Source organism: Streptomyces sp. RLA012 (assembly GCF_056270325.1).
In genome coordinates this window covers 5229579-5248713 of record NZ_JBWDPA010000002.1, presented here as the reverse complement: position 1 = coordinate 5248713, position 19135 = coordinate 5229579, and the positions used below count along the sequence as shown (strand labels likewise).

The window sequence follows — 19135 nt, the reverse complement described above, 5'->3', positions numbered from 1 at the left end:
GCATCGCGTGCCCCCACACTCAAAGAAGGGCGGGCGAACCCCTCAGTCCTCGCTGGCCGCCGCCGGCAGTTTCGCCTGGATGAGATCCATCACCGTCGAGTCCGTCAACGTGGTGACATCCCCCAGCTCCCGGTTCTCCGCCACGTCCCGCAACAACCGCCGCATGATCTTCCCGGACCGTGTCTTGGGAAGCTCGGCCACCGGCAACACCCGCTTCGGCTTGGCGATCGGCCCCAGCGTCACCCCCACGTGGTTCCGCAGATCCGCCACCAGCCCGGCGTCCTCCGCGGAAGCGGTCCCCCGCAGAATCACGAACGCGACAATGGACTGCCCGGTCGTCTCGTCGGCGGCTCCGACCACCGCCGCCTCGGCGACCGAAGGATGCGAGACGAGCGCCGACTCGACCTCGGTGGTCGAGATGTTGTGCCCGGACACGAGCATCACGTCATCGACCCGGCCGAGGAGCCAGATGTCCCCGTCCTCGTCCTTCTTGGCCCCGTCCCCGGCGAAGTACTTCCCCTCGAACCGCGACCAGTACGTGTCGAGGAACCGCTGGTCGTCGCCCCAGATCGTGCGCAGCATCGAGGGCCACGGCTCGGTCAGCACGAGGTACCCGCCGCCCCCATGGGGAACCTCCTGGGCCTCGTCGTCGACCACGGTCGCCGAGATCCCGGGCAACGGCCGCTGCGCCGACCCCGGCTTCGTCTCGGTGACCCCCGGCAGCGGCGAGATCATCATGGCGCCGGTCTCGGTCTGCCACCAGGTGTCCACGATGGGCGTCCGGTCGCCACCGATGTGCTTCCGGTACCAGATCCAGGCCTCGGGATTGATCGGCTCGCCCACGGACCCCAGCACCCGCAGACTGCTGAGATCGAACTTCGCGGGGATGTCGTCCCCCCACTTCATGAACGTACGGATCGCGGTGGGCGCCGTGTAGAGGATCGTCACCCCGTACTTCTGCACGATCTCCCAGAAACGCCCCTGGTGCGGGGTGTCCGGCGTGCCCTCGTACATCACCTGCGTCGCGCCGTTCGAGAGCGGTCCGTACGTGATGTACGAGTGCCCGGTGACCCAGCCGATGTCGGCCGTGCACCAGTACACGTCGGTCTCGGGCTTGAGGTCGAAGACGGCGTGGTGGGTGTACGAGGCCTGCGTGAGGTATCCGCCCGAGGTGTGCAGGATGCCCTTCGGCTTTCCGGTCGTCCCGGACGTGTAGAGGATGAACAGCGGCTGCTCGGCGTCGAACGCCTCCGGCGTGTGCTCGGCGGACTGCCGCTCGACGATCTCGTGCCACCAGACGTCGCGGCCCTCGGTCCAGTCGACCTCCTGCCCGGTACGCCGCACCACCAGCACCTTGTCGACCCCGTCGACCCGGTTCACGGCTTCGTCGACGGCCGGCTTGAGCGCGGACGGCTTGCCGCGTCGGTAACCGCCGTCGGAGGTGATGACCAGCTTGGCGTCGGCGTCCTGAATGCGCGTGGCGATCGCCTCCGCGGAGAAGCCGCCGAACACGACCGAATGTGCCGCGCCGATCCGTGCACAGGCCAGCATCGCGACGACGGCCTCGGGGATCATCGGCAGATAGACGGCGACCCGGTCGCCCTTCCCGACGCCCAGCTCGATCAGTGCGTTGGCGGCCTTGCTCACCTCGTCCTTGAGCTCGGCGTAGGTGATCGCCCGGCTGTCACCGGGCTCGCCCTCGAAATGGATGGCGACACGGTTCCCGTGCCCCGCCTCCACATGCCGGTCCACGCAGTTGTACGCGACGTTCAGCTTCCCGTCGGCGAACCACTTCGCGAACGGCGGGTTCGACCAGTCCAGCGTTTCGGTCGGCTCGGTGGCCCAGGTCAGCCGGCGGGCCTGCTCGGCCCAGAAGCCGAGCCTGTCAGCCTTGGCCTGCTCATACGCCTCCGCGGTGACATTGGCGTTCGCGGCCAGGTCGGCGGGCGGCGCGAACCTGCGCTCTTCCTTCAGCAAGTTAGAGAGTGACGAACGCTCGTTGTCTGCCATGTTGGTACACCGTCCCATTGGTTTAGACCAGTCAACCCCTCCAATTTTCGGAGGGGTGCAGAGGTGGGTCAACCCCTGCACGAGCCGGGCGTCGCTCACCACCGATCACGCGCGACAGCCCCCAGGGGTTCACCCTAGGGGCTGCGCACTTCCCGACGTCTACGGCTCGCAACCGGGCGCCGGGAGTCCAGTGGGTCACATAACTATCACTGTGCCCAGAGAGTTGCCTCTGCCATATCCCTTACCCTCCGCCTCGCCTCATCGAACGTGTGTGCGAATGGAGGGTTGGCGAAGGAACGGCCCCGGTACCTCACGGTAGGTACCGGGGCCGAACTGCACTGCGCTGCTCAGTCGGTGAGCTTCACATGCCATCCGGCACGGTCGAGGACCGTTGTCCCGTCCGGCTTGATGCTCACACGGGCCCCGCGCACGGGCAGTTCGCCGTGACTGAGCCAGTACGTACGAACCTCGTCGAGCAGATCCCACAGGCGCCGGGGCCCGCCCTGGTGGACGGTGGGCCGCTCGTTTCCGACCGCGGATGCCCGCGCCCATGATCCGTCGGCGTGCGCCATGACAGCGATGCGCCGGTCACCTTCCTCGCGGTAGGCGTGCTCGATGTCGGGGGCGGTGAGGCTGAGCATGGAATCGAGATCCCATGCGTTCGCCACGTCGACCACCGGATACGGGCCCGTGGTGACCTCTTCGCCCTCCTGGTCATGCGCGGCGGAGAGCAGGCCGGACAGACCAGGCGGGTAATCGGCGCCGTGGCGAGCGTGCATGAATCCCGCGCGGCCCCACTCGACGCGCCCTTTCGCGCTCCCATCGTCTTGCTTCTCCGCGGTGATCAGCAGGGAGGTTCCGGCGATGGTGGTTACCAGCCGGCCACCGGGACACAGCGTGTGGAGCCAACTTGGCGGGATGCTGCGGACGGACACGGTAGCGACGACCCGGTCGAACTGGCCGGCCTGGAACGGCAGAGGGCCGGTCGCGTCGACAGTCTGGACCGTGGGTTTCAGGCCGACCGCGGCAAGGCGGTCGCGTGCGGCCTCCACGAGGTAGCTGTCCACGTCGACACTCTTCACCGCGTCGGCACCGAGGAGGCGCGCGGCGAGGGCCGTTCCGTACCCGCTGCCGGTTCCGATGTCGAGCAGTTCGTCGCTCTCTTCCATGCGGGCGTGTTCGAACATCTGCACCGTGAGGCTGGGGAGCGTGGCCGAGGATGTCGGCCGGCCCGTGGGGTGCACGTCGGATGAGGCGCAGTCCGCATGGATTCGTCCCACGCGAGTGATCAGTGAGCGGTCGGCGTAGGCCGCGCGGTACCACTCCTCCTCGTTGCGCGGTTGGCGCAGGGTCCATTGCCCGTCGGCGATTTCCCACCACTGCGGCACGAAGGTGTGTCGCGGTGTGCGGGCAACGATGCTGCGCCACGGTGACGAACGGTAGGTGACTTGTTCAGCGAGTTGTGCCGCTGCGGTTTCCCAGATCACGCGATGGCTCCGAGGCGGGGGGTGGTGGGGGCGAAGTAGGAAGGTTCGCATGCCGGGGTGTTGGCCGGGTCGCAGTCTCCGGAGTCGTCCGGTGTGCAGGCGGCTCGGGGCTGCGGTACGGCTTCGGTGAGCTGTTGCCAACGGTCACTGTGCAGGATGTCAGGGAGGCGCTGTTCGCGGACGTTCCCGGCGACCAGGAAGCGGGACAGGATGCAGCCGGATACCTGTCCGTCGGGGCTGACGGATACGCGTTGGCGGAAGCATCGGCCGCACAGTTCCGCAGTGCTCGGGAGAGTGGCGGTGTCGTCGGCGGCGCGGCCGATCTTGCGCACGCGGTCGACGTGGATGCTGGCCACTCCCAGGCGGCGCAGTTCCTCTTGGGCCTGGTCGACGCGCTGCCCTTCGAGGATGTCGACGATGCCGACGCGCAGGGGGATGCCACGACGCAGGGCCTCGGTGATGTTGGCGCGCGTGCGCTTGAAGCTGCCGGGGCCGTTGGTGATCTTCTCGTGTTCTTCGGCGCGGTCGCTGTAGTAGCTGGTGGCGAGGCAGACGCCGGGGCGCTCTAACGCGTTCCACAGGCCGGGGCGGATGTGGGTGAGGTTGGAGTACACCTCGACGTTGAGGCCAGCGGCGAGGGCGTGATCGATGTAGTCGGGGAGGTAGGGGGCGAGGGTCGGCTCGCCACCGATGAACTGAACGGCGGGAATGCCGAGTTCGGCGATGTCTGTAATGACCTGCTCCCAGTCGGCGCGGGTCATGGCGCCGTGGGGAACCTTGGGGCCTGAGCTGGTACAGCAGTGGTTACAGCTCAGTTGGCACGTGCCGGTGATCTCCAGTTCGACCGACTGAATGCCTGTCTGTGTGGCTGTCGTCATGGGTGCCTCTCTGGTGGTGGTGGATGCGACTCGGCGGTCGCTTGGGGTGCCGCCGCGCTGGAGTGCGGCGCGGCGGTGGCATGAAAGGTCGCGCCCCGGTTCACCGGTTCCGTATGGCCGTTGCGCCCATGTATGCGCGGCCGGTCGCGACGACGCGCGCGAGGTATGCCTCGACGGCGTCGGGGCCCGCTCCGGGCGGTACCGGGTCGAGGCCGATCGTCAGGCAGGCTTGCCCACCAGCGGCGACGTGCGCGCGCCATTCGGCGCCGGGGGTCGGTAACCGCATGAAGTAGGCCGGGTGTCCGTAGTCGAGGGCGACGTACGGCCCGCGCATTATGAGGCGGGCGCCGACGTTGGGTACGCGCTCGGCGGCCGGCCGTAAGCGCATTGCGTCGGCCATGCCCAACAGGCCGGCCTCGACCGACTCGGCCGTCTCGCCCGCGCGTTGCGGGGGTGCGTGGACGATCAGGGCGTACGCGACGGGCAGGGCAAGCGCGCCCGCGTGCAGCCACGTTGACACGGTGCAGCCGGCGACGAAACGAGGGCCGGGCACGGCGCGGAACGTCACATCGTTCGCGGTCATCGCTGCACCTCCGCCCATACGGCCTTCCCGAACGGTCTGTCGTCGACGTCCCAGCGCGCTGCGAGGGCGTCGACGATGTGCAGGCCGCGCCCGCGGGCACGCTCCCCCGACTCGTTGCGCAGATGCGGGCGTTTGCGTCGGGGGTCATGGACCTCGATACGTACGCGTTCGTCGGTCGTGAGGACTTTGACGAGTAGGGAGTCGCCGGGCTCGGTGCCGTACCTGTACGCGTTCGTCACTAGTTCGGAGACGACGAGCAGGACGTCGGCGAGCCGGTCGGGGTCGAGCGGCTTTTCCTCGTGCCGTAGTACCTCGCGTACGTAGCGGCGGGCCTGTGTCGAGGCTTTGTCGCTGGAGTCGAACACGGCCTGCGACGGGGGGCCGAGCGGGGGAGCGCAGCAGTCAGGTAACGCACTCGGCGGCATGTGAGCCATGCAAACTCCCTACGCCTGTGGTGCCAGTTGGCGCAGCGTTTCGTAACGCCATACGTCGGCACAGTCACATTTCGTCGCACCAGAGTGCTCCCTGTCACGCTCGATGTGCAACCCTCTCAGGCATGAAATGAGAATTTGCATATGCCGGTGAGAGTGGCTGGACGAAGGGGGGCGGCTCAGGTGACATCACCCGCAAACAGGCGGCAGACTGTCGACGGCAGACCAGATCCGGGAGGGGGGTTCGTGAGCACACCAACAGTGCGCCGACGCAGGCTCGGCGTGAAACTTCGCGCGCTGCGCGACGCGCTCGGCCTCACCCTTGATGAGGTCGCCGAGAAGTCGAACGGTGGCATCACGACGGCGAAGTTGTCGCGGCTGGAGACTGCACGGACCGCAGCGAAGGCGCCGGATGTCGAGTTGTTGCTCGACCTGTACGGGTCCGATGACGCCGAGTTGCGCACGGCCTTGCTGGCGCTCACCCGCGAGGGCGCGCGGCGCGGCTGGTGGCAGTCGTACCGGGGCGTACTGTCGCCGGCGTACGAGGATCTGATCAGCTTGGAGGCTGAGGCGACGTCGGTCCGCACTTGGCAGATGGGCGTGATTCCGGGCCTGCTTCAAACGGGCGAGTACGCCCGTGAACTGATGACGTCAATCGGTATGTCGGAAGCGGTCGAGTACAAGGTCGACGCCCTGGTCGAGGTACGCCTCGCGCGACAGGCCGTACTCACCCGCGAGACTCCGCTGAACCTGTGGGCGATCATCGCCGAGGGGGCGTTGCGCACGCGGTGCATCGGTGCCGGCGTCATGCGCGACCAACTCGGGCGCCTGCTCGAACGAGGCCGGCGCCCGAACGTGACGATTCAGGTTCTGCCGTCCGACTCTCCGCCCCACGTTGGGCAAATGGGTTCGTACTCGGTCCTTGGGTTCGAGGACTATGCAGACCTCGACGTCGTGCACGTCGAAAGTCTGACCGCAGCTCTGTACGTCGAGGACGGCGAACAGGTCGGCGTGTACCGGGACGCGTTCGAGCGGCTTCGCGCGGCGGCGCTGTCGCCCGAGCAGTCCGTAGAACGCATCACACAGATAAGGGAAGAACATGGCCCACGTTGAAGACTCGTCGACTCTGCCCGTGAAGTGGTGGAAGTCGTCGGCGAGCGGCACGCAGTCCGACTGTGTCGAGTGCGGCGTCCTCGACGGGCGGACGGTCGCGGTGCGGGACAGCAAGAACCCGACGGGGCCCGCGCTGCTGCTGACCCGGGCGGCCGTCGCCGGTCTGGTGGCTGGCCTCAAGTCGGGTGAGCTGTAGAGCTTCCGGAACGCAGAGAACGCCCCCCGCACGGCCACAGGCGGCCGTGCGGGGGGCGTTACTCATGTTCGGGTGGCGAACTGCCACAGAGACAGGGCGAGACCGACCAGGGCGACCAGGGCGGCCACGGATGGGAGCGGCCATCGTGCCCGTTCGAGGGCGTCGAGTCGTGCGTCGTTGCGCTTCTGGCGCTCGGTTTCGCCGCGCTCGACGGTGTCGAGGCGGCCGTCGTGGTTGTCGATGCGGCGGGCGTGTTCCTTGATCGCTTCGTCGGTCTGGTCGTGGCGCTGAACGAGCAGGGCGAGGGCGCCGTCGGTGCGGGTGAACCCGACCTCGATCGTCCTTCGGATGCGTTCGAGTTCCAGCGCGACCGCGGCCGGATCGGACGGCGAGGGCTGGGTCGTCACGGCGCGGTGGGCTCCTTGTCGTCGACCAGGCCGAGACCGAACCGGTCGAGCAGGGCCTCGACGACGGGCGAGGCCATGACGCGAGCCACGCCGCCGGCGACGCCGGCGGCGGACACGGCGGCGGCGACGGCCCACGGGGCGGCGACGGCGAGGTCGGAGTCGGCGAGCAGGGCGGCGAGGGCCGGGAGGACGGTGGCGACTGCGGCGAGGGTCTGGAGCGCGGTGCGGATGGCGCGCTTATTCTTCGCGGTCATTGGGTGTGCTCCTGTCGGTGCAGGCCCGCACCGCGGCGGGTGCCGCGGGGCGGGTGTGGGTGTGCGGGGGTGGGGCCTACCTGCCGTAGGCGAGGCGGAACAGGGCGGCCCAACCCTGCGGACCGATGGCCGGGTCGGATTTCTTGCCGGCCGCGCGGTACTGCGGGTGCGCGTTGTGGAACGCGATCACGCAGGTCTGCGTCTTGGGCCCGTAGTGCGGCGACTCGGCAACCGAGTTGGCCATGTAGCCGGCGGCCTTGAGGGCGCGCTGAAGCGTGACGGCCGACGGCGCGGCCTTGTTCGGGGCGAGGCCGGTCGGAAACTTCGGCGGGGTGTACGTCCCGGGGGCGTCCTCGTTGGCGGTGCTGCCCTTGGCCCATGTCTTCATGGCGGCTGGGGACATGTAGGCGAGGTTCCGGTCGACGGGCGTACTGGTGAACTGCCAGACGGCGACAGTCCGGCCGGACGGGGCGGGCCGGGTGCGCTTCTCGGCCTCGGTGTACGTGTCGACGCTCGCGCCCGGGTACGCCGGGTACCACAGGGTGACGCCGGCGGGGACGTGCCCGGCGGCGATGTCCGCGGCGGATGTGTAGATGCCGACGCGCTGCCCGGGGAACGCCTTCTGCACGGCAGCGATCCACGCGGCGGCATACGCCTTGATCTGCGCGGCGGTCCGGCCGGTGTAGTTCCGGCGGTCGCTGTACGCCTCAAGGTCGAGCCAGTGCAGGAATCCGGCGCCCGCGTACGACTTCACCGCGGCGATGTAGTTCGCGGCCTCGGTCGCCGCGGACTGGTTGGGCCACGCGAAGTGATACGCGCCCGGGATCAGGCCGGCGGACTTGATGCCCTTGATGTGGGTCGCGAACTTGGCGTCGTGAGACTTCTGCCCCTCGGAGGCCTTGGCGAACGCGAAAGTCAGGCCGTCGGCCTTGAGCTTGGGCCAGTTCTGGGCGGACTGGTACGCGGATACGTCGATGCCGCGCGCGGTGCTGGTCATGGTGCCTCCTGGGCATGAAAAAACGCCCGGCGCGGTGTGCGCGGGCGTGCGGTGGGATGGGGGCGCGGTCTACGCGAGACCGACCCAAAAGCGGTTTGCGCCGTTCTCCATCGAGGCCACGGTGATGGTGGCGGGGGCGGCGGCGACGCCGGTCGAGTAGACGCCGAAGCGGCGAACCAGGGTGTAGCCGAACTGGTTGGGCGGGGCGCCGGCGCCGGACTCGGCGGCGAGCAACATCGGGCCGTCCTGCGTGGTCGTGTTGTAGACCATGCGCCACATCACGTAGTAGACGCCGGCCGCGGCGGAGTAGGCGGCCGTGAGCGGGCTCGATATGGTGCCGCCTCCGGCGTCGTGTTCTTCGGCCGGCTCGTAGGCCGCGGTGGACATATCGCCGGTCGCGGCTACTCGGGTTCCGCTGCTGTTGTAGAGAGCGGCCCATGATCCGGTCTGGAGTCCGCCGGCGTAGCCGGTGGCGAACCAGACGATGCGGTTGATGGTGGTCGCGGCCCGCAGGATCACGGCCGTGACGCGCATCGGTCCCGACCCCGGGTACAGGCCGGTTGACACGGCGAGGGCGGGGTCGAATGCCCATGCGGCGAGGCCGTGGTCGGCGGGCGACCACTCGCCGACGAACGCCGCGGCGTCGACATACGACTTCCGGGCGAGGTGGTTCGCGGTGGTCGGGGCGACGCTGCTCGACGGTACGGCGCTGAATGTCTTGGCGCCGGTGATCGTCTGGGTGCCGGCGAGCAGGACGGCCGTACCGGCGGCTTCGGCGCTCACGTCCGTTGCGGTGAGCACGACGTCGCCGGTCTTGGTGTTGACGGACGTAACCGGCGCGGTGCCGCTGCCCCCGGCGCCCACCTGAAACACGGTGCCGTCGCCCTGCTTGATGTACGGCAATCCGGCCTTGGAATAGAGCTGGATGGAGCCGGCGGAGGTGGCCGGGTCGGCCGTGATGTCCTTCGCGCCGATCGCGCCCGTGGCCGTGAGTACGGACTCGCCGGCGGTGGACGTGCCGTTGATGACGACTCGCCGGTTGTCGCGGCGGATGAACACGGAGACGCCATTGTCAGTGCCGTCGTCGTGGTGCGCGCCGATACGGAGGTTGGATCCGGTATCGGTGCCAGTCTCGGCCGTGCCGTCGTTCTGGATCTGCCACCGGTCGACGCCGGCCGTCTGGAGCTTGATCGGTCGGAACGTGCCGGCCGTTCCGTCGAGCGTGAACGTGCCGGCCACCTTGCCGTTGTCCGCGGCGACGGCGCCCACGTCGGCGGCGGCGAGGACGACCGCGGCGGCGCTCTTGCCGTTGACGGACTGCACGACTCCGGGGGCGCCGGTCGGGCCCGTGGCTCCGGTGTCGCCCTTGTCGCCCTTGGGCCCGGTCGGGCCCGTCGCTCCGGTGTCGCCCTTGACGCCCTGGAGGCCGATCAGGGACGCGAGCCACTGGGCGACGGTGCCCACGAACCCGTTCTCGACGGCGACCTCGTACGCGGAGTCGCCGCGTACGGCAACGTAGGTCGGGGTCGTCGGGTCGGTCGGCGCGGTGTCGGCGAGGTCGACGGCGGGCGTCTCGGCGGGCAAGAGGATCTGATAGACACGGTTGACGGCGACGCCGGCGAGCTGTTCGGCGACCTGGTACGACCAGTCGCTCGGGTTCATGCCGGGGGCGTCGGTGGCCGGTAGCTCGACCTCGAACGCTCCCGTGGCGTCGAGCGGGACAACGACCGGTCCGCCGAGGATCACGTCGTACGCGCCGAATGTGATCAGGGACGGTGCGCGGAAACTGATCTGCCCGGACAGGGGGCGGCCGTCGGGGAAGAGGAAACGGCCCGTTACCCGGACTACGGGGATTCCGTCGGGCAGCACGTCATACCTCCTCGTCGGTCGCGGGGATGGTGACGGCGCCGGCGGCGGCGGGCGTGGCGGCGACGGTGCGTACGGCCGGGTTGGGCGCCTCGTCGGCGTCGAAGGTGTTGCGGGTGTACGCCTTGTAGAGGCGGGTCTCGACGTTCTGCCCGCTGCTCTTGGCGCGGTGGCTGATGTCCCATACGACGGTTTGCAGGAACTCGACGCCGTCGAGCGGGGCCTCGATGGTGCGCTGTGTCCACGTATTCGCGGCTACGTCGTACTCGGCGAGCGTGCGCGCGGTGCCGCCGGATGGCGTCATGGTCACCTTGACCTGTCCGCCACCGGTACCGGCGTACGTGAACAGCACGATCACGACGACGGCGTTGTGTGCCGGACTGGCGCCCCACCATGCGGTGTCGTAGGCGGTGGCCGTGGCGGACTGGCGCGCGGTCGGGTACAGGCCGATGGGTATCCACGGGCGGCCGAGGAACCGCTCGGAGAACGCGTCATCCATGACGATCGCGTCTCGCAGTCCCGTGTCACGGTTCCATATGCGGATCATCTGGCCGGCGCCTGAGTCGTTGTCCTCGTCGCCGACGGTGAGGGCGGCCGTGCCGTCGGTGGGGCGCGCGATGCCGACGGCCCAATCGCCGTCGTCGGTCTGGCCGGTCATAAAGATGCGGTTGCCGTTCGGGGCCTCAGCGATCAGCCGTCCGCCCTCGCCGATCCGCACGTCGCCGTTAAGAATCTGATTCAGGGCGGGGCGCATCTGGGCCCGGCCGCGCAACTGCCGCACCTCGCGTTCGAGGGCCAACAGCCGGTCTAGTACGTCCTGGGGGACGTAGGTCACTGGGGGACCTCCAAGTACAGCTTGGCCGTCTCGGGGCGGCCTCGCTCGGGTGGGTTGATGGACAGGCCGACGACGCGGTATAGGGCGTCGAGCGCGGTCGGGTGCCACAGATCACGGATGCGGAGACGGATCGTGGCGCCGAGCAGGGCGGGCGTGATGTTCCCGCCGAGCAACACCTCGACCTCGGGTATCTGCACCGGGTTGCGGGCGTCCGTCCAGTCGGCTCGGGCGTGGCCGTCGAGGGTGGCCTGTACCTCGACGGTGGTGTAATCGCTCGATCCGTCGAGGCGGGGCCAGCCGGCGGCGATATCGGCGTCGTCGACCAGCACGGGCGAGGTGAGCGGGTAGGACTCCACGGCCTGATTCGTGTTCACGGACGCGCCGCGGGACTGCCACGCGTTGGCCTTGGCCGTGGCGTCGATCGGCCACGTGTAGGTGAGGACCGGTCCGGGGTGGTCGAGCACGATCTCGGACGCGCCCGCGCGGATGATGGGGTGTCCGAGTTGCAGCCGCTTGACCCTGCGGCCGTCGGTGTCCCGGAACGACGCGATGCGCCACTCGAACCCGTTCTCGGCGGCGGCGAGGTCGTCGAGCAGGTCGCCGATGCTGTGCAGGTCGTAGCGCAGGTACTCGCGGTCGCGCAGTACGCCGGACACGTCGGTGTCGTAGGTGATGCCGAGATCGCCGCCGGGGGTGGCCTGGGCGTAGTCGACCAGGGCGCGCGCTATGTCGAATTGGTCGACCTGCTCGGCGAGCTGCGTGTCGTACAGAAGCCGGCGGTACAGGTAGGACTCCCATCCGCCGGCCTGGATCTGGGCGCCGAGGAACCCGCGGGAATCGGAGGCGAGGGCGAGCGTCCACAGGATGCCGCCCCACCAGATCTCACGCCCGCGCTCGACCCATACGCCCGTGCGGCCGGGCTGGATTGCCCGGCGGGCCCGCTCGGCAACGGCGCGGTTGGGGATCGGCACCGTGCCGGTCAACCTGCCGGTCTTGCCTATGTAGTCGTCGAGGGACACCCCGGCTACGGGCAGCGCGTCGAGCAGTTGGTCGGAGCGCAGGTCACAGAACAGCAGCCGGTACGGGGGCGCGAGAGGCACAGGCACCCCCCGTCACGCAAGGAAGTAGGTCGCGGACATGCGAATGTTGCGGTCGTTGCGCAGGGCGCCCCCGCCCGACCAGGTGCGCAGCGTGATCACGCCGGCGGTGGTCAGGCGGGCGGCACCCTCGCCGAACCCGTCGGACACCGGTAGCTCGACGTCGGCGGGCGGGCGCCATCCGGCCGGGACGGTGCCGATCGACTCGTCGGCGAGGTTGCCCGCGGCCGGCACGTCGAGTTGGGCCCCCTTGCGGGTGATCTCCAGCGCGAAGAACGCCATGCCGTTACCGCGCCGCGCGACGTACTGGTTCAGGGTGTAGCCGGATGCGACGGTGAACCCTGTGGTGGCCGACTCGACGGCGAGGGGCGGCCGGTAGGTCTGCCACGCACCCGCGGTGGCGTTCCAGCGCTCCAACACGCCGTTTACGTCGCGGTACTGGCCGTTGTAGGCGCCGACGAAGTTGGTCCCGTAACCCTGGGGGATGATGCCGCCGTAACTGGTGGTGAAGCGGCGCCGGTCGGCGAGGGCGCTCGACCAGTTGATACCGCCCACGCCCGCGGAGGCGCCCGCGGGAACGGTCACGTCCCACAGGCGCAGACAGGCCGCGGGCAGGGTCGGGGCGGAGGGGGGCGAGGCCGGTTGGCCGATGAACACCTCGATACGGGCGAGGTTCTGCCCGTTGGTGTCGAACAGTTGGTCGTACACGCGCAGCGCAACCGTGTCGACGCGGCCGAACTGTTCGTTTCCGTCGGTGAAGGTGACGACCTCGGGCGCGTCGAGGGCGATCGGATAGGCGCCCTGAGCGTCGGTGCCCTGGACCAGGGCGCGGCCGACGCCGATCTGTAGGGACATCGCGCCCGCGCCCGTGGCGGCGAACGGGTTCCCGCCGGCGATCACGCCGTCGCGGGTGCGTATCTCCGACTCGGGCGCGAACGTGCCCGTGGGCGAGAGGCGGGTGTCTTCTCGGGTCTGCGTGAGGGGCAGCAGCCATGCGGAACGCACGGACACAGGCGGGGTCTCCTTACCAGTAGGCCGAGCGATAGCGCACGGTCGCCGTCGCGGTCGGCGAGCTGCCGGGCGCGGCGCGGAAGATGAGGGATGCGGTGCCGGGGGCGAGCGTGAACGTCTGCTCGGGCACTGAGCGCGAGGTCGCGGTGTAGATCCGCGAGGCGGTGCCGTTGAGGACGACCGTCCCGGCGAGGGCGTCGACGGTGAGCACGTCGCCGGCCGCGAGGGCGAGGTCGTACTCGATCACGTCGCCCGTGGTGAGGTTCGTCAAGGCGGGCAGGGTCATCGGGCCCCGGAACTCGACGACCGGGTGTGTCTCGGCGTCGCCGGCATTCAGCGTCGACAGGGCGCCCGTACTGCCCGGGGTGCCGAACACCAGGGGCCACGCGAGCGGCCACGACAGGCCCGGTTCGGACATGGGCAGGGTTGCCGACACACTGCGCTCGGTCAGTTCGTAGCGGCGCGGGTCGGTGGCTTGGAACTCCAGCGCTGCGCCCGTGATAGTGCCGAGCCGGTATCCGGGGCCGGCGGGGACGGCGCGGCGGGTGGCACGGGCGTACGCGAGCAGGGGCCCGCGCTCGTCGAGCCACGCGACGAACGGGCGCTCGTCCTCGACCGGCACCGTGCCGGCGTTGAGGGCGGCGACGGTGGCGCCGATCGTCGACCGCGGGGCCCGCACGACCATATCGTCGAGGGTGATCGTGCGGGCCTGCGCGAGCAGCCGGCCCGGGAACGCGCCGTGCGCGTCCGCGCGCGCCACGGTCCCGGAGTCGAGGGCGGGAAGGTCTTCCCATCCGGTGATGGAGCGCCACCGGTAGGGGGTGCCGGGGCCGAGCAGTAGGTCGCCATACTGCACGTGCCCCGGCCGGGTGACCTGGTCTCCTGCCGTCACGGTCACCCCCTTGCCTTCGCGAGCCATGCGAGGGCCTTCGCGTTGTCGTCGGGGGTGCCGTTCTCGGCGGCGTGCCAGTGCTCGACATGGACCGTCGCGCCCGACGACGCGTACGGCGAGCCGTAGGCGCCGACGGTGGCGCCGGAGAACTGGGGTACGGCGGGCGGGGTGACCAGGTTGGACATGACGCGGTCGAGGGCGCCCTGTCCGGCCCGGATGCCCTTGACGACGCCCGCGGGAATCCAGCGGCCCACGCTGCGAGCCATGACGCGACTCGGGCTGTGAATGCCGAGTGCCTTTGCAATCGGGCCCGGAATCAGGTCCTTTGCCCAACTGATCAGCGTGGATTTGAGCCAGGAACCCATGGACCTGATGCCGTTCCACAGGCCGCGCACGACGTCGGTTCCCTTGCCGTACAGCAACTGTTTCAGGGACCCTATGCCGTCAGAGATCCGCTTCGGCAGTCCGCGGACCCATGCCACCATTTCGCCGGCCTTGTTGACCGTGGCGGTTTTGATGTTCTGCCAATGGCTGATGATCAGGCCGAGTAGAGTCCACTTGAGGAATGCGTTATACAGCATTCCGGGAATGACCTTGACCCAATTTACAACGGCATTCCATCCGGCTATGGCGCCCGACTTGATGGTCGACCAATGCTTGATCAGTAGGCCAATGAGTGTGAAGTTCAGGAACGCGCTAATTGCGGCATCCTTGGCCCACACGATTTTATCGACGAACCAATCCCACAGGGCTAGCGTCCATTTCTTGACGTCGTCCCAATAGGCGATGATCAGGACGACCAGGGCGGCTATCGCGAGGCCGACCCATCCGATCGGGCCCATGGCGACGATCCACGCTTGCGCCATCTGCGCGCCCGCAATGAGCGACTGAATGCCGAGCGCGGTAATCACTGGAATGACAACGGCGGCGATGACCGCGGCGAGGGCGGTAAAAACCCCTGAGTGCTCGCTCACGAAAGAGAACAGCGAGGTAAGGACAGGCAGAACGGTGTTACCGATGAACTCGGTAAGCGTCTGCATGGCGCCCCGTTTGAACGCCTCGATCTTGACGCCGGCGTTGTCGCGCAGGCTGTCGCCCATCTTGCCCGCGGCGCCCCCGACCTGGCCCAACGTGTCGACGGCCTTGGACGGGTCCAGCGCGTACAGCGCTGCCTGCATGTCCTCGGACTTGGTCTTGAAAAGTGCCAGGGCGAGGGCGTTGCGCTCGGCAGGGTCCTTGATCTGCCGCATAGAGTCAAAGATCTTGTCCAGTGCGGCCGATGCCTTCGGGCCACCCTCCGTAAAGGCGGCCTGCATTTCCTTGCCGTTCAGGCCGATGGACGCGAAAGCCTTGTCGACTTCCGGCCCGCCACCCTGCACGGTAAGAAGGAACTCTTTCAAGGAATCCGCGACGACGTCGGTATCCCTCGCGCCGGCCTTGAGACCCTGCGACATAAGGCCCGTGGCCGTTGTCGCGTCTAGGCCAATGTTCCGGAAAATTGTCGAATACTCGTTGAACGTATCCGCGATATCGTCGGCCCGCGGGCCCATGTTTTGCAGACCCTTAGTCAGTACGTCAAGGGCCTCCGTGCCGTTCTTCGCAAGTCCGGTCTTGAGCATCTGCCCGACCGCATTTGCGGTCTGGCCGAGATCCAGTTCGAAGGTTGACGAAAGGTCGCTGACCTTCGTTGCGATGCTCTGAATTTGCGCATTGGTCGCGTCCGGCGGTGCGATACCCGCGCGCATGGTCGCCGATATCGCGTCGGCCGCACCCTGGAAATCCTCGGTGACGGCGTCGGCGTACATGGCGCCGGCTATCTCGCCGTACTTCTTGGCCTCCGCAGGCGTCGCGCCGAGCTGGGCGCCGAGTTTGCCGGTGATCTGTCCCTGTTCGAGGGCCTGCCCAAAGCCAGTCATGAGCAGGGCGCCCGCGGCTACGCCGATACCGGCGAGGCCAATTTTCAGGCTCTCCGACATGCGTTCGCGGAGACTTCCGCCGGTCGCCTCGCCCACGTCTCCGCCGGCGGCGGCCACGTCTCCGCCGGCTCCGCGTACGGCGGTTGCGGCTGTGGTGGCGAGGCTGTCGCCGAGCGCGGTCCCGGCCTCGCGGCCGGCACGGTCGGCGTCCGATGCGATGGTCGTCCCGGACGCGCGTACGGCCTGCTCGGCGCGGGAGAGTCCGGCATCGACGCCGGACTCGTCAACGGTGATCGTGGCGAGCAGTTCGCCCACGGTCAACGCCACGGCCTCACCTCCTAGGGTGGTGCCGGCCGTGGTGCCGGGCGTGCGGGTGCTACTGGGCCGGTAGGCCAGTGATCCGGGCTATGTCCTCGGGTGAGTCGACGCGGCGCGGTGTGCGGCGCCATGCGCGCGCGAAACGCGAGTCAGGGGACAGGGCGCCGACCAGGGCGACGAACCGGCGGGTCGACATGGCGGCCAACTCCGCCGGCCGCACCTGGTGTTCGCGGGACAGGTCGCCCTCGATGGCGAGCCAATGGCGGATTACCGCTTGCCAGAACTCCGCCGCTTCCCGTTCTTCGGCTTCGCCCTGCGCGCCGCTCGGTTCGGCGCTGCCGCTTTTCCCGCGGCGCGGGCGCGCTCCTGCGCGTCGTGCAGCTCGGCGGCGCGCTTCATGGTCACGCTGCCTGGAGTGCGCACGTTGGCGGCCGAGTAGATCAGCACAATCCCGAACTGTCGGTCGGTCATGCCGTGCTCGGCCCACGTGTCGAGGGTGTCGCCCCCGAACAGCGTCCCCAACATCTTGCGCACGTCGTTGGGGTCGTTGCTGTCCTGCACGCGCTCGGCCTGAAGCGTGAACATCAGGGGCAGAGAGTCGGGCAGTACGTAGCGGGTGCCGTACAGGGTGAACGACTCGCGGGGCCGGCTGGTGTCCTGCTCGGCGAAAAACGCGTCGAAGTCGGCGGGGTCGCCGGCGGTGGGCGCCTGCTCGTCGAGGTCGTCGTCGTACGCCGTGGTGTCGGTCGTCATCAGCCGGTCACCGCCGCACTCGTCGGGGCGCCACAGCGGGTGATCGTTGCCGACCAACTGGTCTTCTCGTTGGTGCCTCCGCCCTGCTCGCCGGGCGTGACGGTGGCCTCCCACACGACCCACTTGGTCTGTGTCTCGTGGCGCCACCGGACCATGTTCCGCGACTCGATTCCGAGACGCTGGGACCATTCGGCGTCGACGTACGCCTGTCCGGCGTCCTGGGCCTTGGTCGTCTTGTCGATGCGGAACTGACCTTCCAGTTCGAGGGTGGCGCCCCTCTGCATCACGTCTTGTTCGTAATGGCCTTCGGAGTCGAACGCCGTGGTGTCGGCCGTCTCCTCGTTCTCGCCGGGGTTGTGCGTGAACGTGGTCAGTCCGGCGATCGGAAGCCACGTTTCCTCGGTGGTGTTGGCGTCCTCGACCTGGAAGATCCAGCCGCGAGCGTCAATCGGCCTGCTGTTGCCTGCCATGGGGCGGGCCTCCTTACGGGGTGTCGGTGGGGCCGGACACGTCAAGATCGAAATTCACGACGTGCTCGTGTCGGCCGGTGCTGTCGGTCCCCATCGGGGCCGGGCCGCCGCGCGCGGCGGCGAGGATTAGGTGAGTGCCGTCGGGTAGCTCGACGCCGGCGAGGCCGTGCAGCGCGCGGTACAGGGCCGTACAGCGGGCGCGGGAGACGCGGGGGTCGGTGGTGCCGCGGACGCGCACTTGTAGGCGGGGGGTGTCGGCGTCGTCGCGGGCCTGCGGCGGGGCGCCGTCGTACAGGGCGAGGGCGACGGCCTGGTCGGGGGTGGGCGGCATCGTCTCGACGAACGTGTCGCCGGCGAGGCCGGCCGGGTCGTAGGTGAGCAGGTCGCGGCCGTGCAGATACCGGGCGAGGCCGTCGAGCAGGTCAGCCACGGAGTGACCTCCGCACCTGCGCGGCGATGATCTCCTCGACCGCGGCGGCCTCTTCGGTGAGCGGGCCTTCGAGGTACTTCGCGGTGCGCCCTGAGTCGTGCCGCAACGTCATGTCCTCGTGCTGGCGCACGGCGTACGGCTGGTCAAAGCTGACGCCGGCCGTCAGGGACGTCTCGTCGACGGACGCGACGCCGGAGCGTTCGAGGGTGCCCTCTTCGATCGGGACGCGGGCGCGGGCGCGTTCGAGCACGTGCTCGGCGGCGAGCCGTAGGCCGCGGATCGCTCCCTGTCGGGTGCCGCGGACGGCGGCGGCGCTGTTCCATGTGAGGCGGGCGCGGGCGGTCACTCGCAACTCACCTCCGTACAGGCCGGCACGGGTAGGCCCGGTGCGCTGTGGTCGGCCGTGGTGATCGCCGTGGTCGTGCGTCCGCCGGGCAGGGTGAGCCGTGACCCGGGCGGACAGATCAGGTCCGGCGCGGTGATCACGGTGGTCGTGCTGAGCACTTCGCGGCCGTCGGCGGCGCGCTGCATGCGGTTGGCGGCGGCGACCAGGGCGGGCACGTCGGTGACGGGCGGGCCGTACTGCGGGCCGTACGCGCCGTCGCCGAGATACGGCTCGACGGTGACCCGGTGGCGGAGCAGGTAGGCGGGGACCCTCACCAGATCACCCCCGGGAGCAGGCCGGCGCGGCGTAGCGCGCGCTGCGCGCGGGGGGCGAGGTCGAGGTCGCCGACGGCGGCCGGGGCGTCCCGGCGGTCGCCGAGCGACACGGGGCCGATAGAGACGCTGCCCCATCGGCCGGCCGCTCCGGTGCCGTCGTCGCCCGTGGCGAGCTGGTACTCGACCTGTGCGCACGTGGCGTCGGCGAGGGCCAGGACGACGGCCGGGTCGGTCGGCATCCCGGCCGCATCCGTGGCATACGCGGCGCACAACAGGGCGTCCTCGACGTCCTCGGACGCGCGGGCGAGCAGGCGCTCGGCGCCGTCCGGTGCCGGCTGCCCGGTCCACGCGCTCAGTTGCTCGGGCGTCGCATAGATCCGGGGCACGGTGTTACTCCTCCTTCTTCTTGGTCTGGGAACGCGAACGCCCCGCGGGCTTGTCTGCCTGCGGGGCGTCGGGCTCGGTCTCTGTGCCGTCCGGATCGTCGTCCGGCGGCTTGTGGTAGCGGCGCAGCATCACGGCGGCGCCCTC

At 69.2% G+C, this 19135-nt stretch carries 23 protein-coding genes; 2 read left to right on the top strand and 21 right to left on the bottom strand.

Annotation, left to right across the window (positions count from 1 at the left end):
- Positions 1 to 42 precede the first annotated feature (42 nt).
- The 5 genes from acs to RV986_RS23850 form a co-directional block, all read right to left on the bottom strand.
- Positions 43 to 2010: an acetate--CoA ligase gene (gene acs / locus RV986_RS23870; protein ID WP_475919350.1), complete on the bottom strand. Its 1968-nt coding sequence runs from the start codon at positions 2008 to 2010 to the stop codon at positions 43 to 45.
- A gap of 347 nt (positions 2011 to 2357) precedes the next feature.
- A complete protein-coding gene (locus RV986_RS23865) occupies positions 2358 to 3497 on the bottom strand; it encodes a methyltransferase domain-containing protein (protein ID WP_475919349.1) in 1140 nt (379 codons plus the stop codon).
- Positions 3494 to 4375, bottom strand: a complete 882-nt coding sequence (locus RV986_RS23860) for a radical SAM/SPASM domain-containing protein (RefSeq protein ID WP_475919348.1) — start codon at positions 4373 to 4375, stop codon at positions 3494 to 3496. Before RV986_RS23860 ends, RV986_RS23865 begins: the two co-directional genes overlap by 4 nt.
- Before the next feature lie 100 nt (positions 4376 to 4475).
- Positions 4476 to 4958 carry a hypothetical protein gene (locus tag RV986_RS23855; RefSeq protein WP_475919347.1) on the bottom strand — a complete coding sequence of 161 codons (483 nt, stop codon included), beginning with the start codon at positions 4956 to 4958 and terminating at the stop codon, positions 4476 to 4478.
- Positions 4955 to 5392, bottom strand: coding sequence for an ATP-binding protein (locus RV986_RS23850; protein WP_475919346.1), 438 nt, complete (start codon positions 5390 to 5392; stop codon positions 4955 to 4957). Before RV986_RS23850 ends, RV986_RS23855 begins: the two co-directional genes overlap by 4 nt.
- Before the next feature lie 243 nt (positions 5393 to 5635).
- Between RV986_RS23850 and RV986_RS23845 the strand changes: the two genes are divergently transcribed.
- The gene (locus tag RV986_RS23845; RefSeq protein ID WP_475919345.1) at positions 5636 to 6502 is read left to right on the top strand and encodes a helix-turn-helix domain-containing protein; all 867 of its coding nucleotides are present in this window, start codon (positions 5636 to 5638) and stop codon (positions 6500 to 6502) included.
- Positions 6489 to 6698 (top strand): DUF397 domain-containing protein, encoded by a 210-nt coding sequence (locus RV986_RS23840; protein WP_475919344.1) that lies wholly within the window; start codon positions 6489 to 6491, stop codon positions 6696 to 6698. The genes RV986_RS23845 and RV986_RS23840 overlap by 14 nt, the downstream gene beginning before the upstream one ends.
- A 62-nt stretch (positions 6699 to 6760) precedes the next feature.
- Here the strand turns inward: RV986_RS23840 and RV986_RS23835 are convergent, their stop codons facing one another.
- The 16 genes from RV986_RS23835 to RV986_RS23760 form a co-directional block, all read right to left on the bottom strand.
- Entirely contained in the window at positions 6761 to 7105 is a 345-nt protein-coding gene (locus RV986_RS23835; RefSeq protein WP_475919343.1) for a hypothetical protein, read from the bottom strand.
- Positions 7102 to 7359, bottom strand: a complete 258-nt coding sequence (locus tag RV986_RS23830; RefSeq protein WP_475919342.1) for a hypothetical protein — start codon at positions 7357 to 7359, stop codon at positions 7102 to 7104. Before RV986_RS23830 ends, RV986_RS23835 begins: the two co-directional genes overlap by 4 nt.
- A 76-nt stretch (positions 7360 to 7435) precedes the next feature.
- Complete coding sequence (locus RV986_RS23825) at positions 7436 to 8356, bottom strand: GH25 family lysozyme (protein ID WP_475919341.1); 921 nt, start codon at positions 8354 to 8356, stop codon at positions 7436 to 7438.
- A 69-nt stretch (positions 8357 to 8425) separates the two neighbouring features.
- Complete coding sequence (locus RV986_RS23820; protein WP_475919340.1) at positions 8426 to 10225, bottom strand: collagen-like triple helix repeat-containing protein; 1800 nt, start codon at positions 10223 to 10225, stop codon at positions 8426 to 8428.
- 1 nt (position 10226) lies between these two features.
- On the bottom strand, positions 10227 to 11057 hold the full coding sequence (locus RV986_RS23815; RefSeq protein ID WP_475919339.1) for a hypothetical protein: 831 nt from the start codon (positions 11055 to 11057) through the stop codon (positions 10227 to 10229).
- On the bottom strand, positions 11054 to 12163 hold the full coding sequence (locus tag RV986_RS23810; RefSeq protein WP_475919338.1) for a hypothetical protein: 1110 nt from the start codon (positions 12161 to 12163) through the stop codon (positions 11054 to 11056). The genes RV986_RS23815 and RV986_RS23810 overlap by 4 nt, the downstream gene beginning before the upstream one ends.
- Before the next feature lie 6 nt (positions 12164 to 12169).
- Entirely contained in the window at positions 12170 to 13165 is a 996-nt protein-coding gene (locus RV986_RS23805; RefSeq protein ID WP_475919337.1) for a hypothetical protein, read from the bottom strand.
- A gap of 13 nt (positions 13166 to 13178) precedes the next feature.
- Positions 13179 to 14057, bottom strand: a complete 879-nt coding sequence (locus RV986_RS23800) for a phage distal tail protein (RefSeq protein WP_475919336.1) — start codon at positions 14055 to 14057, stop codon at positions 13179 to 13181.
- 2 nt (positions 14058 to 14059) lie between these two features.
- The gene (locus tag RV986_RS23795; RefSeq protein ID WP_475919335.1) at positions 14060 to 16300 is read right to left on the bottom strand and encodes a phage tail tape measure protein; all 2241 of its coding nucleotides are present in this window, start codon (positions 16298 to 16300) and stop codon (positions 14060 to 14062) included.
- 258 nt (positions 16301 to 16558) lie between these two features.
- Positions 16559 to 17101, bottom strand: a complete 543-nt coding sequence (locus tag RV986_RS23790; RefSeq protein WP_475919334.1) for a hypothetical protein — start codon at positions 17099 to 17101, stop codon at positions 16559 to 16561.
- The gene (locus RV986_RS23785) at positions 17044 to 17514 is read right to left on the bottom strand and encodes a phage tail tube protein (protein ID WP_475919333.1); all 471 of its coding nucleotides are present in this window, start codon (positions 17512 to 17514) and stop codon (positions 17044 to 17046) included. The genes RV986_RS23790 and RV986_RS23785 overlap by 58 nt, the downstream gene beginning before the upstream one ends.
- 13 nt (positions 17515 to 17527) lie before the next feature.
- A complete protein-coding gene (locus RV986_RS23780; protein WP_475919332.1) occupies positions 17528 to 17944 on the bottom strand; it encodes a minor capsid protein in 417 nt (138 codons plus the stop codon).
- Positions 17937 to 18290, bottom strand: coding sequence for a hypothetical protein (locus RV986_RS23775; RefSeq protein ID WP_475919331.1), 354 nt, complete (start codon positions 18288 to 18290; stop codon positions 17937 to 17939). Before RV986_RS23775 ends, RV986_RS23780 begins: the two co-directional genes overlap by 8 nt.
- On the bottom strand, positions 18287 to 18604 hold the full coding sequence (locus tag RV986_RS23770) for a hypothetical protein (protein ID WP_405955791.1): 318 nt from the start codon (positions 18602 to 18604) through the stop codon (positions 18287 to 18289). The genes RV986_RS23775 and RV986_RS23770 overlap by 4 nt, the downstream gene beginning before the upstream one ends.
- Complete coding sequence (locus RV986_RS23765) at positions 18601 to 18990, bottom strand: hypothetical protein (RefSeq protein ID WP_388388248.1); 390 nt, start codon at positions 18988 to 18990, stop codon at positions 18601 to 18603. The genes RV986_RS23770 and RV986_RS23765 overlap by 4 nt, the downstream gene beginning before the upstream one ends.
- Positions 18991 to 18994: 4 nt before the next feature.
- Positions 18995 to 19123 (bottom strand): hypothetical protein, encoded by a 129-nt coding sequence (locus RV986_RS23760; RefSeq protein WP_475919330.1) that lies wholly within the window; start codon positions 19121 to 19123, stop codon positions 18995 to 18997.
- Between the last annotated feature and the right edge of the window lie 12 nt (positions 19124 to 19135).